Annotated in this window: 19 protein-coding genes; 16 read left to right on the top strand and 3 right to left on the bottom strand. The window is 63.6% G+C overall.

Annotated features, from left to right (window positions below):
• Positions 1-72 precede the first annotated feature (72 nt).
• The 8 genes from argS (at position 73) to tatC (ending at position 6,567) form a co-directional block, all read left to right on the top strand.
• A complete protein-coding gene (gene argS, locus FHS54_RS00960) occupies positions 73-1,800 on the top strand; it encodes an arginine--tRNA ligase (protein ID WP_167301918.1) in 1,728 nt (575 codons plus the stop codon).
• Between the two features lie 22 nt (positions 1,801-1,822).
• Positions 1,823-2,539 (top strand): SPOR domain-containing protein, encoded by a 717-nt coding sequence (locus FHS54_RS00955; RefSeq protein WP_167301917.1) that lies wholly within the window; start codon positions 1,823-1,825, stop codon positions 2,537-2,539.
• A 122-nt stretch (positions 2,540-2,661) separates the two neighbouring features.
• Positions 2,662-3,675 (top strand): beta-N-acetylhexosaminidase, encoded by a 1,014-nt coding sequence (nagZ, locus tag FHS54_RS00950; protein ID WP_167301916.1) that lies wholly within the window; start codon positions 2,662-2,664, stop codon positions 3,673-3,675.
• Between the two features lie 29 nt (positions 3,676-3,704).
• Positions 3,705-4,481, top strand: coding sequence for a segregation and condensation protein A (locus tag FHS54_RS00945; RefSeq protein WP_341785934.1), 777 nt, complete (start codon positions 3,705-3,707; stop codon positions 4,479-4,481).
• The gene (gene scpB, locus FHS54_RS00940) at positions 4,478-5,071 is read left to right on the top strand and encodes an SMC-Scp complex subunit ScpB (protein ID WP_167301915.1); all 594 of its coding nucleotides are present in this window, start codon (positions 4,478-4,480) and stop codon (positions 5,069-5,071) included. Before FHS54_RS00945 ends, scpB begins: the two co-directional genes overlap by 4 nt.
• Positions 5,072-5,099: 28 nt before the next feature.
• Positions 5,100-5,339, top strand: a complete 240-nt coding sequence (locus FHS54_RS00935) for a twin-arginine translocase TatA/TatE family subunit (protein ID WP_167301914.1) — start codon at positions 5,100-5,102, stop codon at positions 5,337-5,339.
• A gap of 29 nt (positions 5,340-5,368) precedes the next feature.
• Positions 5,369-5,785, top strand: a complete 417-nt coding sequence (gene tatB / locus FHS54_RS00930; protein WP_167301913.1) for a Sec-independent protein translocase protein TatB — start codon at positions 5,369-5,371, stop codon at positions 5,783-5,785.
• Positions 5,782-6,567 (top strand): twin-arginine translocase subunit TatC, encoded by a 786-nt coding sequence (gene tatC, locus FHS54_RS00925; RefSeq protein WP_167301912.1) that lies wholly within the window; start codon positions 5,782-5,784, stop codon positions 6,565-6,567. The genes tatB and tatC overlap by 4 nt, the downstream gene beginning before the upstream one ends.
• A 55-nt stretch (positions 6,568-6,622) precedes the next feature.
• Here the strand turns inward: tatC and FHS54_RS00920 are convergent, their stop codons facing one another.
• From FHS54_RS00920 to FHS54_RS00910, 3 genes are all read right to left on the bottom strand, one after another.
• Positions 6,623-6,751: an entericidin A/B family lipoprotein gene (locus FHS54_RS00920; protein ID WP_167301911.1), complete on the bottom strand. Its 129-nt coding sequence runs from the start codon at positions 6,749-6,751 to the stop codon at positions 6,623-6,625.
• A 366-nt stretch (positions 6,752-7,117) separates the two neighbouring features.
• Positions 7,118-8,050, bottom strand: coding sequence for a cell wall hydrolase (locus tag FHS54_RS00915; RefSeq protein WP_208404712.1), 933 nt, complete (start codon positions 8,048-8,050; stop codon positions 7,118-7,120).
• A 47-nt stretch (positions 8,051-8,097) separates the two neighbouring features.
• On the bottom strand, positions 8,098-8,235 hold the full coding sequence (locus FHS54_RS00910) for a hypothetical protein (RefSeq protein ID WP_167301910.1): 138 nt from the start codon (positions 8,233-8,235) through the stop codon (positions 8,098-8,100).
• A 22-nt stretch (positions 8,236-8,257) separates the two neighbouring features.
• Between FHS54_RS00910 and FHS54_RS00905 the strand changes: the two genes are divergently transcribed.
• The 8 genes from FHS54_RS00905 to FHS54_RS00870 all read left to right on the top strand — a co-directional run bounded on the left by FHS54_RS00905 (position 8,258) and on the right by FHS54_RS00870 (position 16,679).
• The gene (locus tag FHS54_RS00905; protein WP_167302639.1) at positions 8,258-9,253 is read left to right on the top strand and encodes a cysteine synthase A; all 996 of its coding nucleotides are present in this window, start codon (positions 8,258-8,260) and stop codon (positions 9,251-9,253) included.
• A 41-nt stretch (positions 9,254-9,294) separates the two neighbouring features.
• The gene (locus tag FHS54_RS00900) at positions 9,295-9,600 is read left to right on the top strand and encodes a hypothetical protein (protein WP_167301909.1); all 306 of its coding nucleotides are present in this window, start codon (positions 9,295-9,297) and stop codon (positions 9,598-9,600) included.
• A gap of 448 nt (positions 9,601-10,048) precedes the next feature.
• Entirely contained in the window at positions 10,049-10,546 is a 498-nt protein-coding gene (locus FHS54_RS00895) for a division/cell wall cluster transcriptional repressor MraZ (RefSeq protein WP_167301908.1), read from the top strand.
• Entirely contained in the window at positions 10,543-11,502 is a 960-nt protein-coding gene (rsmH, locus tag FHS54_RS00890) for a 16S rRNA (cytosine(1402)-N(4))-methyltransferase RsmH (protein ID WP_425057288.1), read from the top strand. The genes FHS54_RS00895 and rsmH overlap by 4 nt, the downstream gene beginning before the upstream one ends.
• Complete coding sequence (locus FHS54_RS00885) at positions 11,499-12,149, top strand: colicin transporter (protein WP_167301907.1); 651 nt, start codon at positions 11,499-11,501, stop codon at positions 12,147-12,149. Before rsmH ends, FHS54_RS00885 begins: the two co-directional genes overlap by 4 nt.
• A complete protein-coding gene (locus FHS54_RS00880; protein WP_167301906.1) occupies positions 12,149-13,855 on the top strand; it encodes a peptidoglycan D,D-transpeptidase FtsI family protein in 1,707 nt (568 codons plus the stop codon). The genes FHS54_RS00885 and FHS54_RS00880 overlap by 1 nt, the downstream gene beginning before the upstream one ends.
• Positions 13,855-15,297 carry a UDP-N-acetylmuramoyl-L-alanyl-D-glutamate--2,6-diaminopimelate ligase gene (locus FHS54_RS00875; protein WP_167301905.1) on the top strand — a complete coding sequence of 481 codons (1,443 nt, stop codon included), beginning with the start codon at positions 13,855-13,857 and terminating at the stop codon, positions 15,295-15,297. Before FHS54_RS00880 ends, FHS54_RS00875 begins: the two co-directional genes overlap by 1 nt.
• Complete coding sequence (locus FHS54_RS00870) at positions 15,294-16,679, top strand: UDP-N-acetylmuramoyl-tripeptide--D-alanyl-D-alanine ligase (RefSeq protein ID WP_167301904.1); 1,386 nt, start codon at positions 15,294-15,296, stop codon at positions 16,677-16,679. The genes FHS54_RS00875 and FHS54_RS00870 overlap by 4 nt, the downstream gene beginning before the upstream one ends.
• Positions 16,680-16,682 lie beyond the last annotated feature (3 nt).

Here is a 16,682-nt window from a genome sequence, read left to right as displayed (position 1 = left end):
CTCTACTTGTGAAGAGAAGAGCAGCCTTCGACAGGCTTCAGGACGAACGGGCGTTGTGAGAAAGTTCGTCCCTTGTCCCTCTATATCCGTTTCACCGCCCATCTGAACGCCGTGCTCGACGCGCTGGAAGCTGACGGCACATTGCCCGCCGGGCTCAACCGCAAGCCGGTGACGGTGGAGCCGCCCCGCGACCCAAGCCATGGCGATCTGGCCACCAACGCGGCGATGGTGCTGGCAAAGCCCGCAGGCACCAATCCCCGGACGCTGGCGGAAAAGATCGTCGCTGGCCTGCAGCTGCTGGAAGAGGTGGAAAGCGCCACCATCGCGGGACCCGGCTTCATCAACCTGACGCTGACCGACCCCACCTGGCGGGCGGAACTGGCCGCCATTCATGCCGAAGGCGCTGACTATGGCCGTTCGCAGATAGGCGACGGCGTCACCGTCAACGTCGAATATGTTTCGGCCAACCCGACTGGACCCATGCATATGGGCCATTGCCGTGGCGCGGTGGTGGGCGATGCGCTCGCCACCTTGCTTGAATATGTCGGGCATAAGGTGATCCGCGAATATTATATCAACGATGCGGGCGGCCAGGTCGATGTGCTCGCCCGTTCGGCCCATGTCCGTTACCGTGAGGCGCTGGGCGAAGACGTCGGCGCGATCCCCGAGGGTCTTTATCCCGGCGATTATCTGGTCCCGGTGGGCCAGGCGCTCGCCGCCGACTTTGGCAATAAATATGTGGCCGCGCCGGAGGATGAATGGCTCGTCCTGTTCCGCACGCGCGCCGTCGCCGCGATGATGGACATGATCCGCAGCGACCTTGGACTGCTGGGCATCCGTCACGATGTCTTTTCGTCCGAGGCTGAATTGCAGGCCGCCGGAAAGCCCGAAGCCGCCGAAAAATGGCTGCGCGACCATGACTTCGTCTATGATGGCGTGCTTGAAGCACCCAAGGGCGACACCCCCGAAGATTGGGAGCCGGTCGAGCTTCCCCTGTTCCGCTCGACCCGGTTCGGCGACGATCAGGACCGCCCGATCAAGAAGTCGAACGGCAGCTGGACCTATTTCGGCGCGGACATGGCCTATCATTTCCAGAAGGCGCAGACCGCCGACCAGCTGATCGACATCTGGGGCGCCGACCATGCCGGGACGGTGAAGCGTATCCAGGCCGCCGTCGCCGCGCTGACGGAAGGCAAGGCGCGCTTCGACGTCAAGCTCATCCAGATGGTCCGCCTGCTGCGCGATGGCGAGCCGGTGAAGATGTCCAAGCGCGCGGGCAATTTCGTCACGCTGGCCGATGTCGTGCGCGAAGTGGGCAAGGATGTGGTCCGCTTCACCATGCTGACGCGCAAGGCCGATGCGCAGATGGACTTCGATTTCGCCAAGGTGGTGGAAGCGTCGAAGGACAATCCGGTCTTCTACGTCCAATATGCCCATGCCCGCATTTCATCGCTCGGCCGCAAGGCGGATGAGGCGGGCCTTGATCTTCCCGCACCCGACCTGTCCCGCCTTGGGACGCAGGAGTTGGGGCTGGTGAAGCTTGCGGCGCAGTTCCCTCGCGTGGTGGAAGGCGCGGCGTCGGCGCGTGAACCCCACCGTATCGCCTTTTATCTCAATGACTTGGCTTCGGAATTCCACGGCTGGTGGAATGTCGGCAACGACAATCCCGACGCGCGGGTTATCCAGATGGGCGATCCCGCTACCACATCCGCGCGTCTTTTCTTGAGCCGCGGAATCGGGCAGATCATCCGTAATGGCTTGGCCCTGATGGGCGTGGCCGCTTTGACGGAAATGCAGTAGGCCAAGCGGAGGCAAGGGTAAGATGGGCGACTATGCGCGGGGGAGGCTCGATCTCGACGATGACGAGCGTCTGCCCTGGCTCGAGCCTGCCATGGAGGATGAAGATGAGGATGGGCTGTCGCCGCTACAGTTGCTGGGCTTCATCCTGTGCGGCCTGCTGCTGATCGGTGTCGTCGTCGCGGGCGTGTGGTTGATGCAGAATCGGGGCGACGCGGGCGGTGAGGGCAAGCGGATCGCCGCGCCTGCCGGTGACTATAAGGTTCCAGCGCAGGAAGCCGACGCCAAGAAGTTCGAGGGCGAAGGGGACGCCAGCTTTGCCGCCAGCCAGGGCGTGGCCCGTGATGGCCGCATCGACCCCAGCCGGGTTCCCGAAGCGCCGATCAGGGCCACTGCTCCTGCCGGTGACGCGCGCAGCGCCGTTCCGGGCAAGCCTTCGCAAAGCGTCACCGCGCGCGTGGCGGATGAAACCAACGCTCGGCCCGCTGCAACTCAGCCGACACGCGGCGCAGGCGGTGCGGTGATTCAGCTGGGTGCTTATGGCAGCCAGTCGGGCGCGCGCGACGCCTGGGCGCGGCTGTCAAAGCGCTTCGCTTATCTGGCGCCGCTCACCATGTCGGTCGAACCGACCCAGGTCGGCGGCAGCACCCTCTATCGCCTCCGTGCATCTGCCGGGGCGCAGGCCAACACGCTGTGCGGCAAGCTCAAGGTCGCAGGGGAAAGCTGTATCGTCGTCAACTGACGATTGTCTGATGGGGCAGGGCCGGGATCTGGCGATAGCTTGTTTCGGCAAGATCGCTATCGTCCTTCCCGCCCCAACAAACCCCTTCGACAGCAGCCATTCCAGCCGCTACCATCGCCGTCATGAAACCCGTCATCTTCGGCCTGTCAGGCGAGACACTTACCCCTGACGAGCGCGCCTTCTTTTCCGACGTGCAGCCCGCAGGCTACATCCTCTTTCGTCGCAATATCGCCGATCGTCAGCAGCTTCGCGCCCTGACCGATGATCTGCGCGCCCTGCATGGCCGCGATGACCTGCTCATCATGATCGATCAGGAGGGCGGGCGCGTCGCGCGGATGCAAGCGCCCGTCTGGCCCAGTTTCCCGCCCGCCGGGCTGTTCGACCGCCTTTATGATGTCGCACCGTCCAGCGCCATCGCCGCCGCCCGCGCCAATGCGCACGCCATCGCCCTCACTCTGACGGAAGTTGGGATCACCGTAGATGCGCTCCCGCTGCTTGATGTGCGGCAGGAAGGGGCCAGCGACATCATGGGCGACCGCACATTCGGCGCTGAACCGATGCGCGTCGCCGCCCTGGGCCGCGCCGTTATCGAAGGACTGGCAAAGGGCGGCGTCGTCGGCATCGTCAAACATATGCCGGGGCATGGGCGGGCGCTGGTCGACAGCCATCTGGACCTGCCGGTCGTCACCGCCGACGAAGATGCGCTGCTGACCGACCTTGCCCCGTTCCAGACGCTGAAGAACGCACACATCGGCATGACCGCCCATGTCGTCTACACCGCCTGGGACCCTGACCTGCCCGCCAGCCTTTCGGCGACCGTCATAGACACCATCATACGCGGGAAGATCGGTTTTGACGGCCTGCTGATGTCGGACGATCTGGATATGAAGGCGTTGAGCGGCAGCATCCCTGAACTCGCCGCCGCAGCCGTGGCGGCGGGGTGCGACCTGGCGCTTAACTGCTGGGGACGGATGGATGACATGGTGGGGATAGCCGGTCTGCTGCCGGACATCGGCATGGAATCAAAGGCCCGCCTCGACCGCGCCATGGCATCGGCCAGTCTGGACAGGGATAATCCGCCACTAGAAGAGCTGCTCGCCACTCGCGACAGCTTGCTGGCGATGGCGGCGGCGTGAGCGTTTCGGGGGCAGATATTTCCCCAGCGGTGGGGGAGCTTCCCTCGCCAGTGCCGCGCGCCGATGTGCTGACGGTCAGCTTCGACAGTTGGGAAGGCCCTCTCGACCTTCTGCTCGCGCTGGCCCGGTCGCAGAAGGTGGACCTGCGCGAAATCTCGATCCTCGCTCTCGTCGAACAATATCTCGCCCATATCGAAGGCGCGCGGAAGCTGAAACTGGAACTGGCGGCGGACTATCTGGTGATGGCCGCCTGGCTCGCTTATCTCAAGTCGTCGCTGCTGCTGCCGCGTGAAGCGCAGCCCGAACCCGCACCCGAAGAACTGGCCCTGCGCCTCCAGTTGCGCCTTCAGCGGTTGCAGGCGATGCGCGAAGCCAGCGCGCGGCTGATGGCGCGGGATCGTGTGGGCCGCGATGTGTTCGTGCGGCCCCGCCCCGAAGGATTGCGGCTCGTCCGCCGGGCAAAGTGGACAGCCAGCCTTTTCGACCTGCTGCAATGCTATGGGCAGATCCGCGCCCGGACCCAGCCGGTCGTCCATATGGTCGTGGCGCGCCCGGTCATGACTCTGGATGAAGCGATCCAGCGTGTCGGCACGCTATTGGGCGCGGCCATCGACTGGACGGCGCTGCAATCCTTTCTTCCCGCCGGTCAGGATGAAGCCATGGCGAAATCCGCGCTCGCCAGCAGCTTCGTTGCCGCGCTGGAATTGGCGCGGCAGGGGCGGCTGGAAATCCAGCAGGAAGGGATATTCGAACCGATCTTCCTGCGGGCGGCGCTGCCCGAACACAGTGGAGCGCCCTTGCCATGATGCATGAACCCGATGACCTCCTGCGCGCGGTGGAGGCTGCGCTGTTCGTCGCCGAACATCCATTGTCCCTGACGGAGTTGCGCCAGCATGTCGGCGATGGGGGCGACCTGTCCGCGACACTTGCGGCGCTGAGCGGCCATTATGCCGGACGCGGCATCAATCTGGTGGAGCGGGGCGAACGATGGCATTTCCAGACCGCCGCCGATCTCGCCCATATTCTGCGCCGGGAAAAGGACGAAAGCCGTAAGCTGTCGCGCGCCGCGCTGGAGACGCTGGCGATCATCGCTTATCATGAACCCGTCAGCCGGGCAGAGATAGAGGCCATTCGCGGGGTTCAGGTGGCAAAGGGTACGCTGGATGTGCTGATGGAGGCTGGCTGGGTCCGGCCCGCCGGTCGGCGGGAAGTGCCCGGACGACCGCTAATCTATGCGACGACGGTAGAATTTCTGTCACATTTCGGGCTTAGCAGCCGCCGTGACCTTCCCGGACTGGACGATCTGCGCGCCGCTGGATTGCTCGATCCGGTCGATCTTGTACTGGAGGGGCTGGGCGCTCAATCCGGTCTGGAAAATGACGATGAAGACGCCTAGACTGGCTGGGTTTCAGGAGTATGTTCAAATGGGTTCCTTTTCGCTGATGCATTGGGTCATCGTCCTCTTGGTGGTCATGCTGCTGTTCGGCGGCGGTCGGATTTCCGGCCTGATGGGCGACGTCGCAAAGGGCATCAAGAGCTTCAAAAAGGGCATGGCAGACGACGATGACGACGTCGCGCCAGCGAAGCCGGCAACCCGGATTGAAGGACATCGCGTGCCTGAACAGGACACGCCCACTGCCACGGAAGAAAAGACCAAGGTCTGATCTGTCCATCAGCCGGGCGGTAGACGCGCATGTTCGATATCGGTTCGACCGAACTTCTGCTGATCGTGATCATCGCGGTGATCGTGATCGGCCCCAAGGATTTGCCTCGCGCTCTTTATAAGGTGGGACAGGTTCTGGGGAAGGCGCGCGGCATGGCCCGCCATTTTCGCACCGGCGTTGATGCGATGGTGCGCGAGGTGGAGATGGAGGAGCTGGAAAAGAAGTGGGCCGACCAGAACCGTCGGATCATGGAAGAACATCCGGCGGACACGCTACCCGCGCCTGACGCGGAGCCGACCTCTGCCGCTTCCAACGGCGTGGCCCCACTGTCATCGCAGCCCCCTTTCGTTGCCCAGTCGGCACCCGCTACGCCTGCTCCGGCCGCTGATGGTCCGCCCTATCTTGTGGCTCAACCCGATACGAACAAGGGCGACTCCGCCGCATGAAAGACCTTGACGACAGCAAGGCACCGCTGCTCGACCATTTGATCGAGCTGCGTGGACGGCTTTTGAAATGCGTATGGGCGCTGTTCCTGACGGGCGCTGTATGCTTCTATTTTTCCGAACAGCTATTCGCCTTCCTCGTTCACCCGTTGAAGGAAGCCTTTGGCGATGGCGGCGGGCGGCTGGTCTACACAAAACTGTACGAAGCCTTCTTCGTGCAGGTGAAGGTCGCGATTTTCGGCGCATTCTGCTTGTCTTTTCCCATCATCGCCAACCAGCTTTGGGCGTTTGTGGCGCCGGGTCTTTATGCCAAGGAAAAGAAGGCCCTGCTGCCATTTCTGATCATGACGCCCGTGCTGTTCCTGATGGGTGCCAGCCTGGCCTATTATGTGGTGATGCCGACCGCCTTTCATTTCTTCCTGCAATTTCAGGGGGACAGCGGCGGCCTTCAGGTGGAGGCCCTGCCCAGCACCGATGCCTATCTGACGCTGGTGATGCAATTCATCCTGGCGTTCGGCATCAGTTTCCTGATGCCCGTGCTGCTGATGCTGCTCAACCGGGCCGGTTTCGTGACACGGGCCCAGCTGATCGGGCTGCGGCGCTATATGATCGTGGCCGCGTTCGTGCTGGCGGCCGTGCTGACACCGCCCGACGTGGTGTCGCAGCTGATGCTCGCAATCCCGTTGCTGCTGCTTTACGAAATCACGATCGTCGCGATCTGGTTCACGGATCGCCGCAAAGCGGTTCAGGTTGACGTGGCCGACACATCCGACGCGCCGATGTAAAAAGGGCTCGCACGAGGCGAGCCCTTCGTAACCCGCAATATAGCGTCAGCTTTGCTTAATCAGCCGCGTCTTCTACGGCCTGGCCAGCGCTCTGCACGTCTTTGCCTGCGCCTTCGACCGTGTTGCACGCCGCTACCATCAGCGAACCGGAAAGCAGCAGGGCGGCAAGGATCTTCTTGGTCATGTTCGTCTCCTTAAAACTCGGCCGACTGGACACGCCAATTCGGCAGCGGAAACAAAACCCGTGGAGTTGGAATACGTTCCGCATCCGCAAACATCTTCGAAGAGAGAGAAAATGCCCCAAAACAACTGAGCCCGGAACGCGTCGGGGGGGGGGAGAAACGTTCCGGGCTCATATTTTTTGGATAGCAAGAGCGGGGGGCAAAAGATTTGCTATCCGGAATGTAGAACCCCCCATCTGCGAATTTGGTTCCGCGCTATGTCAGGCTTTCCCGATTTTTATTAGGGATATATATCAATATGTTGGCCCTTTGCCGAAATTTCCCAGGCGAAAAAATCCATCTTTTTCGCCTGCCGCGGCTGGGGTCCTTCAGATGCGCGGGCGGCCCGTATTGCGATATTCGGCGCGTATGGTCGATTGCGGCAGTCCCGCTTCATCCATTGCATCAGGACCAATGGGCAGGGCCGGTTGCACCGCGTCATTCACCCTGGCCAGATTGTATCCGGGCGCAGTGATGATCGGGGCAGGCGGGGAGGGCCGGAAGGAAGGGCCGGACTGATATTCGCGCCCGGCATAGGGGATACGAAATGAAGCCGGAGTGCCTTTGAAACCCGGCATGCGGTAAAAGATGTGCGCGCCGACGATCGCCACCGGGTGCAGCGATGGTGCCCAGGAAGGCCTGACCGCCAGCGTATGATAAAAGGTCGCAAGCCCCACCGGCGCATAGGCCTTGCCCGAAAGAGCGTCCTGCGCGACGCGCCGTGCCCGTGCCCAGCTTTGCCGGTTGCTTGCGCGGGCCATCGACCCGTCACAGCTAAAGGTGAATTGGCAGCGAAGGTCCGTCCTTTCCGATCCTTGATAGACCACCGCGCACACACTGTTGGGCCAAAGCGGGCTGCGCACACGGTTCAGCACCACCTGGGCGACGGCCCGCTGGCCCTCCTGCGGCTCATTGCCTGCTTCATAATAGATGGCCGATGTCAGGCAGTTGAGCGCGCGATAGCTGTCGAGCGCGGTCACGCCGCGAAACGTCGCTGCGGGTGCGGCAGGAGACGCGTCGAGAGCCAGCACAGCAGTGCTAGCGCCTGGCCGGGGCGCAGGCAGGCGGTCGAACATGCCCTGAGCGAAGAAAAAGGCGGAGCCTGGAAAGTTCGCGCCCGCTTCCTCGGCCAGATTTTCCCGCGCGGCGGCATCGTCCAGCAGGTCCAGGGGCGCAGCGGTGATCAGGCGCGGCGCGGCAAGCGCCAGCAACGCCAGCGCGGCGATCGCCCCATGCCTTGTCCCTGCGTGCACCCGTGCCAAGCCGTAACGTTCCTGAAAATGGCGAAAAACCGATCTTTCACGCAGGCTTAGAGCAAAAAACTTGCCATTTCCTGTTCAAATTCAGGCTTGTCCCGCGCCGGGACAGTGCCGCTGCCAAATATTACCGCCTGCCCGCCAAGCCGCTCTTTTACCGGATCATCATTCCCTTGCTTGGCAAGGGTCATGTCACTCCGCTATGCCATCGCGATGCTGGTTCAAAAAGATAGCCTCGCCCTGATTGGCAACACGCCTATGGTGCGCCTTGCCGGGCCTTCAAAGGAAACGGGCTGCGACATTTTCGCCAAATGCGAATTTGCCAACCCCGGCGCTTCGGTGAAGGATCGCGCTGCGCTGTTCATCGTCAACGATGCTGAGGATAGAGGGCTGTTGCAGCCCGGCGGCACGATTGTCGAAGGGACGGCGGGCAATACCGGCATCGGCTTGGCGCTGGTCGCCAATGCCAAGGGGTATAAGACCATCATCGTCATGCCGGAAACGCAAAGCCGGGAGAAGATGGACACGCTGCGCGCGCTGGGGGCGGAACTGGTCACCGTACCCGCCGCCGCCTATTCCAACCCCGGCCATTTCGTCCACACATCCCGCCGCATCGCGGAGGAGACGGAAAATGCCGTCTGGGCCAACCAGTTCGACAATATCGCCAATCGCAAGGCGCATATCGTCGGCACTGCCGAGGAAATCTGGACGCAGCTGGACGGGCAGGTCGACGGCTTCACCTGCGCGGCGGGGACGGGTGGCACCATTGCGGGCGTGGGGCTGGGGCTAAAGGCGCATGATGAAAATATCACCATCGCGCTGACCGATCCCTATGGCGCGGCGCTCTATAATTATTACGCCCATGGCGAATTGAAGGCGGAAGGATCGTCCGTCGCCGAAGGCATCGGCCAGGGGCGCATCACCGCCAATTTGGAAGGCGCGCCGATCGACACGCAGTTCAGGATTTCCGATGAGGAAGGGCTGCTATGGGTCAGCAGGCTGCTGGCGGAAGAGGGGCTGTGCCTTGGCCTTTCGTCGGGCATCAACGTCGCGGGCGCGGTAGCGCTGGCGAAGGAGCTTGGCCCGGGCAAGCGGATCGTCACCATCCTGTGCGACACGGGTTTCCGCTATTTGTCCACTTTGTACAATCGTGAATGGCTCGAAGCGAAGGGGTTGACGGTGTTCCCCTGGCTCGCGCACAATCGCTGACAGCCGACACAGGTCGCGGCGGCGAAGAAAAAGAGCAACAAATGGCTGAAACACCCCGCCGTCAGGAAGGGTTGCAGCGTGTCCAGATCGGCCTCACCGGGCTTGCGGGCGTGGTGCTGCTGGTTGGCCTGGCCAATATCGTGATCGACAAGGCGCGCATCGATGATTCCGCTCTGCCGCCGCCTACCGTCCCGACACTGGAATTGAACGCGGTCGCGCCCAAGGAACCGTTGGCCGAGCTAGGCGTGCAGCCCGCGCCGGAACAGGCCCCCGTCGTGCCCGACCTTCAGCCCGACCCCAATCTGAAAAAACCGATGGATCAGGACCTGCAGCCGCCGGAGCCTTGAGCATTGGCATCAACGGTCAAGGACGGGGCCCACCCTTATGCGACCACCTAACGGATCCTGGCTCCCTCTCGTCGAACTATGGATGGCCCGCACCAGTCTCGGGGCTGGCCCGCGCACGCGCACGCGCACAGGTTGCGCCTTAACGCTCAACGCATGGGATATTATGGGCCGCTTGGGAATGAAGCTCTCAGCGCGCGCCCGCAGGACTGGAGGGGGTTGTGCGCAATCCAATCTCTTGGAGGGAACGGGCAAAATTCACCTTAAAACCAGAACAAAACAGGATTTCCCAGTTTTACCCTAAATTTCCCTTTTCTTGTGTGCCTCCCCTTGGTATTTGAATGCCATAGGGGTTTTCAGGCTTTGCTAGTCCTGCGGGCCGGGCTGCTGCGATGCGGTTCGGAAGCTGACGGCCTGCGCCCTTATGAACAGAAGGGCAGGCAGTCCAAACGTGTCGGAAATCACTCTCTTTACGGGTAACGCATTCAGCGTCGCGGACGGCAAAGGCCGCTTCGTGCTGCCCCTGGAGATGCGCCGACAGGTCAAGCTGTCCAGCGGCAACGAAAATCGGCTGTATCTCTCGGTCCATGGTGACAACCCCTGCGCCACCGGCTTTGGAGAATCGCACCGTCGCCACCTGTTCAACGAAGTCGAGGAACTGGCCCGCGAAGCGCGCGCGCAGGGTCGCGATTATAATGCCGACCTGGAACTGGAACGCCGCCTAGGCACGATTGAGGAGGTGAATTTCGACGAAGGTGGTCGCTTTGCCATGCATCCCGATATCAAGGATGAATATGGCATCACCGACGCCATCTTCTTCTACGGCGTGGGCCGCTACATGCAGCTGTGGAGGCCCGAAACGCTGGTCGACAGCAAGGACCGGCCCGAACTGATCCGCAACAAGGTGCGCCGCTGGCTCGACCAGCGCGATGCGGGAGGGGGCAAGTGACCATCGCTGCCGATCCTGATCGCCACATCCCCGTCCTGCTCGATGAAGTGCTGGACGCGCTCGCCATCAACCCCGGCGAAGTGCATGTCGACGGGACGTTCGGCGCGGGCGGCTATTCCAGCGCCATGGCGGCGCGGGGCGCGAAAGTCTTTGCCTTTGACCGTGACCCCGACGCGATTCGCGAAGGGCAGGCGCTGGCCGATGCCCATGGCATCACGCTGATCGAGGGCGAATTTGCGAGCATGGACCAGCTGCTGGCGGAGCGCGGCGTCGCATCGGTTGCGGGCGTCACGCTTGATATCGGCGTGTCGTCGATGCAACTCGACCGGGCAGAGCGCGGCTTTTCCTTTCAGTCTGATGGTCCGCTCGCCATGACGATGAGCCAGTCGGGCATGAGCGCGGCGGATTTCCTCAACACCGCCCCGGAGCAGGACATTGCCGACGTCCTCTACCGCTATGGCGAGGAGCCTCGGTCGCGCCGGGTCGCCCGCGCCATCGTCGATGCGCGACCGCTCGAACGCACGGCTCAGCTTGCCAGCGTCGTCCGTCGCGCGCTGGGGCATAAGCCGCATGACAAGAAAGATCCCGCCACCCGCACATTCCAGGCGATCCGCATCCATGTGAATGGCGAACTGGACCAGTTGGAGCGCGGACTGGAAGCAGCCGAAGCGCTGTTGGAGGAAGGCGGTCGCATCGCCGTCGTCACTTTTCACAGTCTGGAAGACCGGATCGTCAAGCAATTCCTCCGCAAGCGTAGCGGTGGAGAAGGAAGTGGTTCGCGCCACCTTCCTGAAAAGCAGGCTGGGGAGGCCCCCACCTTCCTCAAGCCTGCAAAGGCGGTGCGGCCGGGGGATGCGGAACTCGCCCGCAACCCCCGTGCCCGCTCCGCCACGCTGCGCAGCGCCGTGCGGACCTCCGCGCCCGTGCCCGCTTCATCGCGGAGCGCCCGGTCATGATCGCAGTCAAAAGGTTGCAGAGCCTGATCTGGATCCTGTTGGTCGCACTGGGGGCGCTGGGCGCATATCTGGTGTCGCTGAAGGTCGCGACCGAACGGAACGAACTGATGCGGGTCCAGGCGCAGATCGCCCGCGCCCGATCCGACATCCGCTATCTGGAAACCGAATTCAGCGCGCGCGCGAACATGCGGCAGCTGGAACGGTGGAACCAGGAAGACTTCCTGTATGCAACTCCGACCGCCCAGCAATATCTGGCCGGTGAGCGGGCGCTGGCGCATTTGGACGGGGTCCAGCCCAACGGACCCGACTATGTCGCGCCGCCGGTGATGGTGGCGATGGTGCAGACGCCCGCCGACCTGCCGTCCGCCCCGCAAGCCGCGCCCGCAAGCCCTGCCGCGACCCAGATTCGCAGCGACATTGCCGTCATTCGGGAAGCGCATGCCGCGGACAATGTCGACAAGATCGCCAAGCCCGCCGCCAGTGGAGCGCCGGACAAAGCCAAGGCGGACGCCGACGTGTCAAAACCCAATCCGCTGGCCCGCCGCGCCGAACGCATGGCGATGCTGGACGCCAAGCTGCTGGACGACAGCACCATCAGCGAGATCAGCGACAAGGCCGCGCGCGAGCGTAAGAAGAGGGCGCGCTGATGGCGACGATCATCGTCCAGCCGGGTGGTGCGCGGGCAGGCAAGCAGCGGATCGACCTGACCGCCGTCGCGCACAACCGGCTGATGCTGCTGTTGATCCTGTTCTTGTGCATCACGGCTGTGCTGATCCTGCGGCTGACCTGGGTCGGCATTTTTTCAGGGAATGGCAGGGATGGCGTTGGTGGGTCGGGCCTGCTGCCCGCGCGCGCCGATATTGTTGATCGCAATGGCGTGCCCCTTGCGCGGACCATGGATGCCTATTCGGTCGCCGTGCGCCCGTCCAAGCTGATCGGCGAACCGGCTGAGCTGGCGCGCAAGCTGCACGAAATCTTCCCCGACGAACCGGAAGCGTCTTTTTACAAGGCTTTGACCGGCAAGGGTTGGGCCTATCTGCGCCGCCGCGCGCTGCCTGAAGAAGTGGCGGCAGTGAACGCGCTGGGCGAAATCGGCATAGAGTTTCCGCGCGAGAAGGAACGCCTCTACCCGCAGCGCAGCCTGGCCGCCCATGTGCTGGGCTTTGCTCCGAATCGGGAAGGCGTCGGCGGCATGGGCGTCGAATCCGCGTTCAACGACCGGCTGACCGACCCCGCGCTGCGTGGCCAACCCTTCGCCATTTCCATCGACAGTCGGGTGCAGGGCGCGCTGGAAAGCGAGCTTTATGCGCAGATGGTGGCGCAAAATGCCAAGGGCGCGGGCGGCGTCATCCTGGACGCCAATACGGGCGAAGTGATCGCCATGGCGTCCATCCCGGTGTTCGACCCCAACAAGCTGGCGAATTACGCGGGCAAGACATGTAGCCAGTCGCCGCTCTGCAACCATATGGTCCAGGCGCGTTACGAACTTGGATCGACCTTCAAGCCGCTGTCTATCGGCGCGGCCATGGATCGCGGCGTCGTCACGTCGATGGGCAAGCGTTACGACGCCACCGCGCCGCTGGCGGTGGCGGGTTTTCGTATCAAGGACGATCATGCGCTCGGTCGCTGGCTCAACGTGCCGGAAATCCTGGTGCACAGCTCGAATATCGGCACGGCCCGGATCGCGGACGAAATGGGCGCTGAATCCATGCAGCAGCTGTTTCGCAACCTTCAGTTCGATCAGCGCGCGCCGATTGAGCTGAAAGAACGCGCCAAGAGCCTGTGGCCGACCAATTGGGGCCGCATCACCACCATGACCGTGTCCTATGGCCATGGCATCGCCGTGACGCCTTTGCATCTCGCTTCGGCTTATGCCGCGCTGGTCAACGGCGGCATCTGGCGTCCGGCGACGCTGCGCAAACTGCACGCGAATGAAGTGCCGGAGGGGCATCGCGTCTTTTCCGCCGCCACCAGCGCACGCATGCGGCAGCTGTTGCGGATGATCGTCGCGGCGGGTACAGGTCGCAGCGCCGACGCCAAGGGATTCCGGGTGGGCGGCAAGACGGGTTCCGCTGAGAAGCCTGAAGAAGGCCGATATAATAAGAGTTCACTGGTGACGACTTTTGCGTCCGCATTTCCCATGGACAATCCCCGCTACGTCGTGCTGACCATGATGGACGAGCCCAAGGGCAACGCCCAGACGTTCGGCCTGCGCACTGCCGCCTGGACCGCCGCGCCGGTGGTGAAGCGGGTGGTGGAGCGGGTCGGGCCGATGCTGGGCGTCCTGCCCGACGAACGCCGCGACGTCGATATTTCCGACCTCATGCCCTTGCTCGGCAAGGAGGATCATTGATGCGACTGGCTTCGCTGATCGATGGGCTGGATGCACGGCTGACCCCCGGCGCGCCGCTGGAATCGGCAGTGTCGGGCTTTGCGATCGACAACCGGAAAGTTGCGCCCGGCACGGTGTTCGGTGCCTTTCAGGGCCTGCGCGTCAATGGTGAGGATTTCATTCCCGAAGCCGTCCGCGCCGGAGCCATCGCAGTCGTGGCGCGACCGGAGGCGACGGTCGAGGGTGCGGTGCATATCGCCCATGACAATCCCCGCCGCCTGTTCGCCCTGCTCGCCGCCCGTTATTTCGCGCCTTTCCCCGATGTGACCGCCGCCGTCACCGGCACGAACGGCAAGACTTCGACAGTGGAACTGGCCCGCCAGCTGTGGCGGATGCTGGGCCATCATTCCGCGTCCATCGGCACGTTGGGCGTCACTACCTCCGTCGATCAGGTATCGACCGGTCTCACCACGCCGGACATCGTCACATTTCTGTCCAACATGTCGGGCCTGAAGCGCGAGGGCATCACCCACGCGGCCTTCGAAGCGTCCAGTCACGGCCTAGCCCAATATCGGACGGAGGGCCTGCCTGTGTCGGTGGCGGCCTTCACCAACCTGTCGCGCGACCATCTCGATTATCATGGCGACATGGACAGCTATTTCGACGCGAAGATGCGGCTGTTTGATGAAGTTGTCGCTGCCGATGGGACGGCAATTGTGTGGGCCGACGACAGTTGGTCGGACAAGGTGATCCAGCGAGCTACGAAGCGGGGGCTTCGTGTGCTGAGCGTCGGGGTGCAGGGGCAGGCTTTGCGTCTTGCCAACCGCACCCCGACCCAGTTGGGCCAAACGCTGGAGGTCGAGGCCGACGGCAAGCTGCACAGGGTCAACCTGCCGCTGATCGGCGCTTATCAGGCCGCCAACGCTCTGACCGCCGCCGGGCTGGTGATCGCAGGGGGCGAGGACGTGGTGCGGGTCCTGGAACTGCTCGGCCGGGTCCAGCCGGTGCGTGGACGCCTGGAACGCGCGGTCATCACCAGGGCGGGCGCGCCGGTCTATGTCGATTATGCGCACACGCCCGATGGCTTGCGCGCCGCGATAGAGGCGCTGCGCCCGCACACACGGGGCAAGCTGATCGCTCTGTTCGGCGCGGGCGGCGACCGCGATGCGGGCAAGCGGCCACAGATGGGCCAGGTGGCGGCTGAACTTGCCGACCATGTCATCGTCACCGACGATAATCCGCGTTCAGAAGATCCATCCGCCATCCGCGCCGCCGTCATGGCGGGCGCGCCGGGTGCGGAAGAAATCGGCGGTCGCCGCGCCGCCATCGCCGCCGCCATCGCGCAGGCCGGTGCGGACGACATCGTCCTGCTGGCTGGTAAGGGCCATGAACAGGGCCAGATCATCGGCGACCGCGTCCTGCCATTTGACGATGTCACCGTCGCACGGGAGTGCGCGGGGTGAGCCTATTGTGGACATCCGATGAAATCGCGCAGGCCGCGGGGGGCGTCGCATCGGCGCCCTTCGCCGTTTCGGGCGTGGCGTTCGACAGCCGGGAAGTGACCGGCGGCGACCTGTTCGTCGCGATGAAGGGCGAATCGACCGACGGCCATCGTTTCATCGGCAAGGCGTTCGAACAGGGCGCGTCCGGCGCAATCGTCAGCGAACCGATCGAACAGCCGCATGTACTGGTCCAGGACAGCGCGGCGGCGCTCGAAGCATTGGGCCGCGCATCCCGTGAACGCATGGCGGGCAAGGTGGTCGGCGTCACCGGATCGGTCGGAAAAACGGGCACGAAGGAAGCGCTGTTCCACGCGCTTGACCGCATCCGCCCCGGCAATGTGCACCGTTCGGTCAAAAGCTATAACAACCATGTCGGCGTCCCGCTCAGCCTGTCGCGCATGCCGCGCTCATCGGCGTTCGGTGTGTTTGAAATGGGGATGAACCATGCGGGCGAACTGGCCCAGCTGACCCGGCTGGTCCGGCCTCACGTTGCCATCGTGACCGCGATCGCGCCTGCCCATATCGAATTTTTCGCGACCGAAACCGCGATTGCGCAGGCGAAGGCGGAAATATTCGAAGGGTTGGAGCCGGACGGAACGGCGATTATCCCCTATGACAGCCCGCATGTCGCGACCCTGTATGACAAGGCGGAACGGCATGCCGCCCATATCCTGACCTTTGGATTTGACCCCGAAGCCGACGTCCATGTTCGTGACATGGTGCCCGCGGCGAACGGCGGCACGCTGGTAACGGCGAAACTGCCGAGCGCGGAGCTATGCTTCACCGTCGGCGCGCCGGGCGAACATTGGGTGTCCAACGCGCTGGCGGTGCTGGCGGCGGTCGAAGCGCTGGGCGGCGACCTGGCCGTTGCGGGCCTGGCCCTTGCCGAAATGCCGGGCCTGCCCGGACGGGGCGAGCGCAGCAGGCTGGCCGTGGGAGAGGGCGAGGCGCTGCTGATCGATGAAAGCTACAACGCCAATCCGGTCAGCATGGCGGCAACGCTGAAGCAGCTGGGCCGTGAGCAGGCCAGCCGCCGCATCGCCGTGCTGGGCGGCATGCGGGAACTGGGCGACCGCAGCGGCGAACTGCACAGCGGTCTGGTCGATCCGCTGACGGCGGCTAAGGTGGATCACGCCATTTTGGTCGGCGCGGAAATGACGCCGCTGGCGCAGGCGCTTGCCGGGGTCGTGTCGTTCGACCATGTATCCGACGCGGCGGAAGCGACGCGCCTCATCCAGCAGGAAATGCGCGCTGGTGACGCGATTTTGGTCAAGGGATCGAACGGCATCGGCCTGTCCCGCCTGGTCGCTGCCCTCGTCACTGACAAGAATCTGGGGAGCTGAGGA

Origin of the sequence: Sphingobium vermicomposti (assembly GCF_011762025.1) — a bacterium.
Classification (GTDB): Bacteria; Pseudomonadota; Alphaproteobacteria; order Sphingomonadales; family Sphingomonadaceae; genus Sphingobium; species Sphingobium vermicomposti.
The sequence above is the reverse complement of the archived record's forward strand: the minus strand, read 5'-3'. Positions and strand labels throughout refer to the sequence as shown.

Bases quoted from the DNA above. Each gene is read 5' to 3' on its own strand.
- FHS54_RS00910 (WP_167301910.1), bottom strand. From the start codon at position 8,235: ATGACCCTTGCCAAGCAAGGGAATGATGATCCGGTAAAAGAGCGGCTT.
- FHS54_RS00955 (WP_167301917.1), top strand. From the start codon at position 1,823: ATGGGCGACTATGCGCGGGGGAGGCTCGATCTCGACGATGACGAGCGT.
- tatB (WP_167301913.1), top strand. From the start codon at position 5,369: ATGTTCGATATCGGTTCGACCGAACTTCTGCTGATCGTGATCATCGCG.
- FHS54_RS00920 (WP_167301911.1), bottom strand. From the start codon at position 6,751: ATGACCAAGAAGATCCTTGCCGCCCTGCTGCTTTCCGGTTCGCTGATG.
- FHS54_RS00935 (WP_167301914.1), top strand. From the start codon at position 5,100: ATGGGTTCCTTTTCGCTGATGCATTGGGTCATCGTCCTCTTGGTGGTC.
- scpB (WP_167301915.1), top strand. From the start codon at position 4,478: ATGATGCATGAACCCGATGACCTCCTGCGCGCGGTGGAGGCTGCGCTG.
- nagZ (WP_167301916.1), top strand. From the start codon at position 2,662: ATGAAACCCGTCATCTTCGGCCTGTCAGGCGAGACACTTACCCCTGAC.
- FHS54_RS00875 (WP_167301905.1), top strand. From the start codon at position 13,855: ATGCGACTGGCTTCGCTGATCGATGGGCTGGATGCACGGCTGACCCCC.
- FHS54_RS00880 (WP_167301906.1), top strand. From the start codon at position 12,149: ATGGCGACGATCATCGTCCAGCCGGGTGGTGCGCGGGCAGGCAAGCAG.
- FHS54_RS00900 (WP_167301909.1), top strand. From the start codon at position 9,295: ATGGCTGAAACACCCCGCCGTCAGGAAGGGTTGCAGCGTGTCCAGATC.
- FHS54_RS00905 (WP_167302639.1), top strand. From the start codon at position 8,258: ATGCTGGTTCAAAAAGATAGCCTCGCCCTGATTGGCAACACGCCTATG.
- FHS54_RS00885 (WP_167301907.1), top strand. From the start codon at position 11,499: ATGATCGCAGTCAAAAGGTTGCAGAGCCTGATCTGGATCCTGTTGGTC.
- tatC (WP_167301912.1), top strand. From the start codon at position 5,782: ATGAAAGACCTTGACGACAGCAAGGCACCGCTGCTCGACCATTTGATC.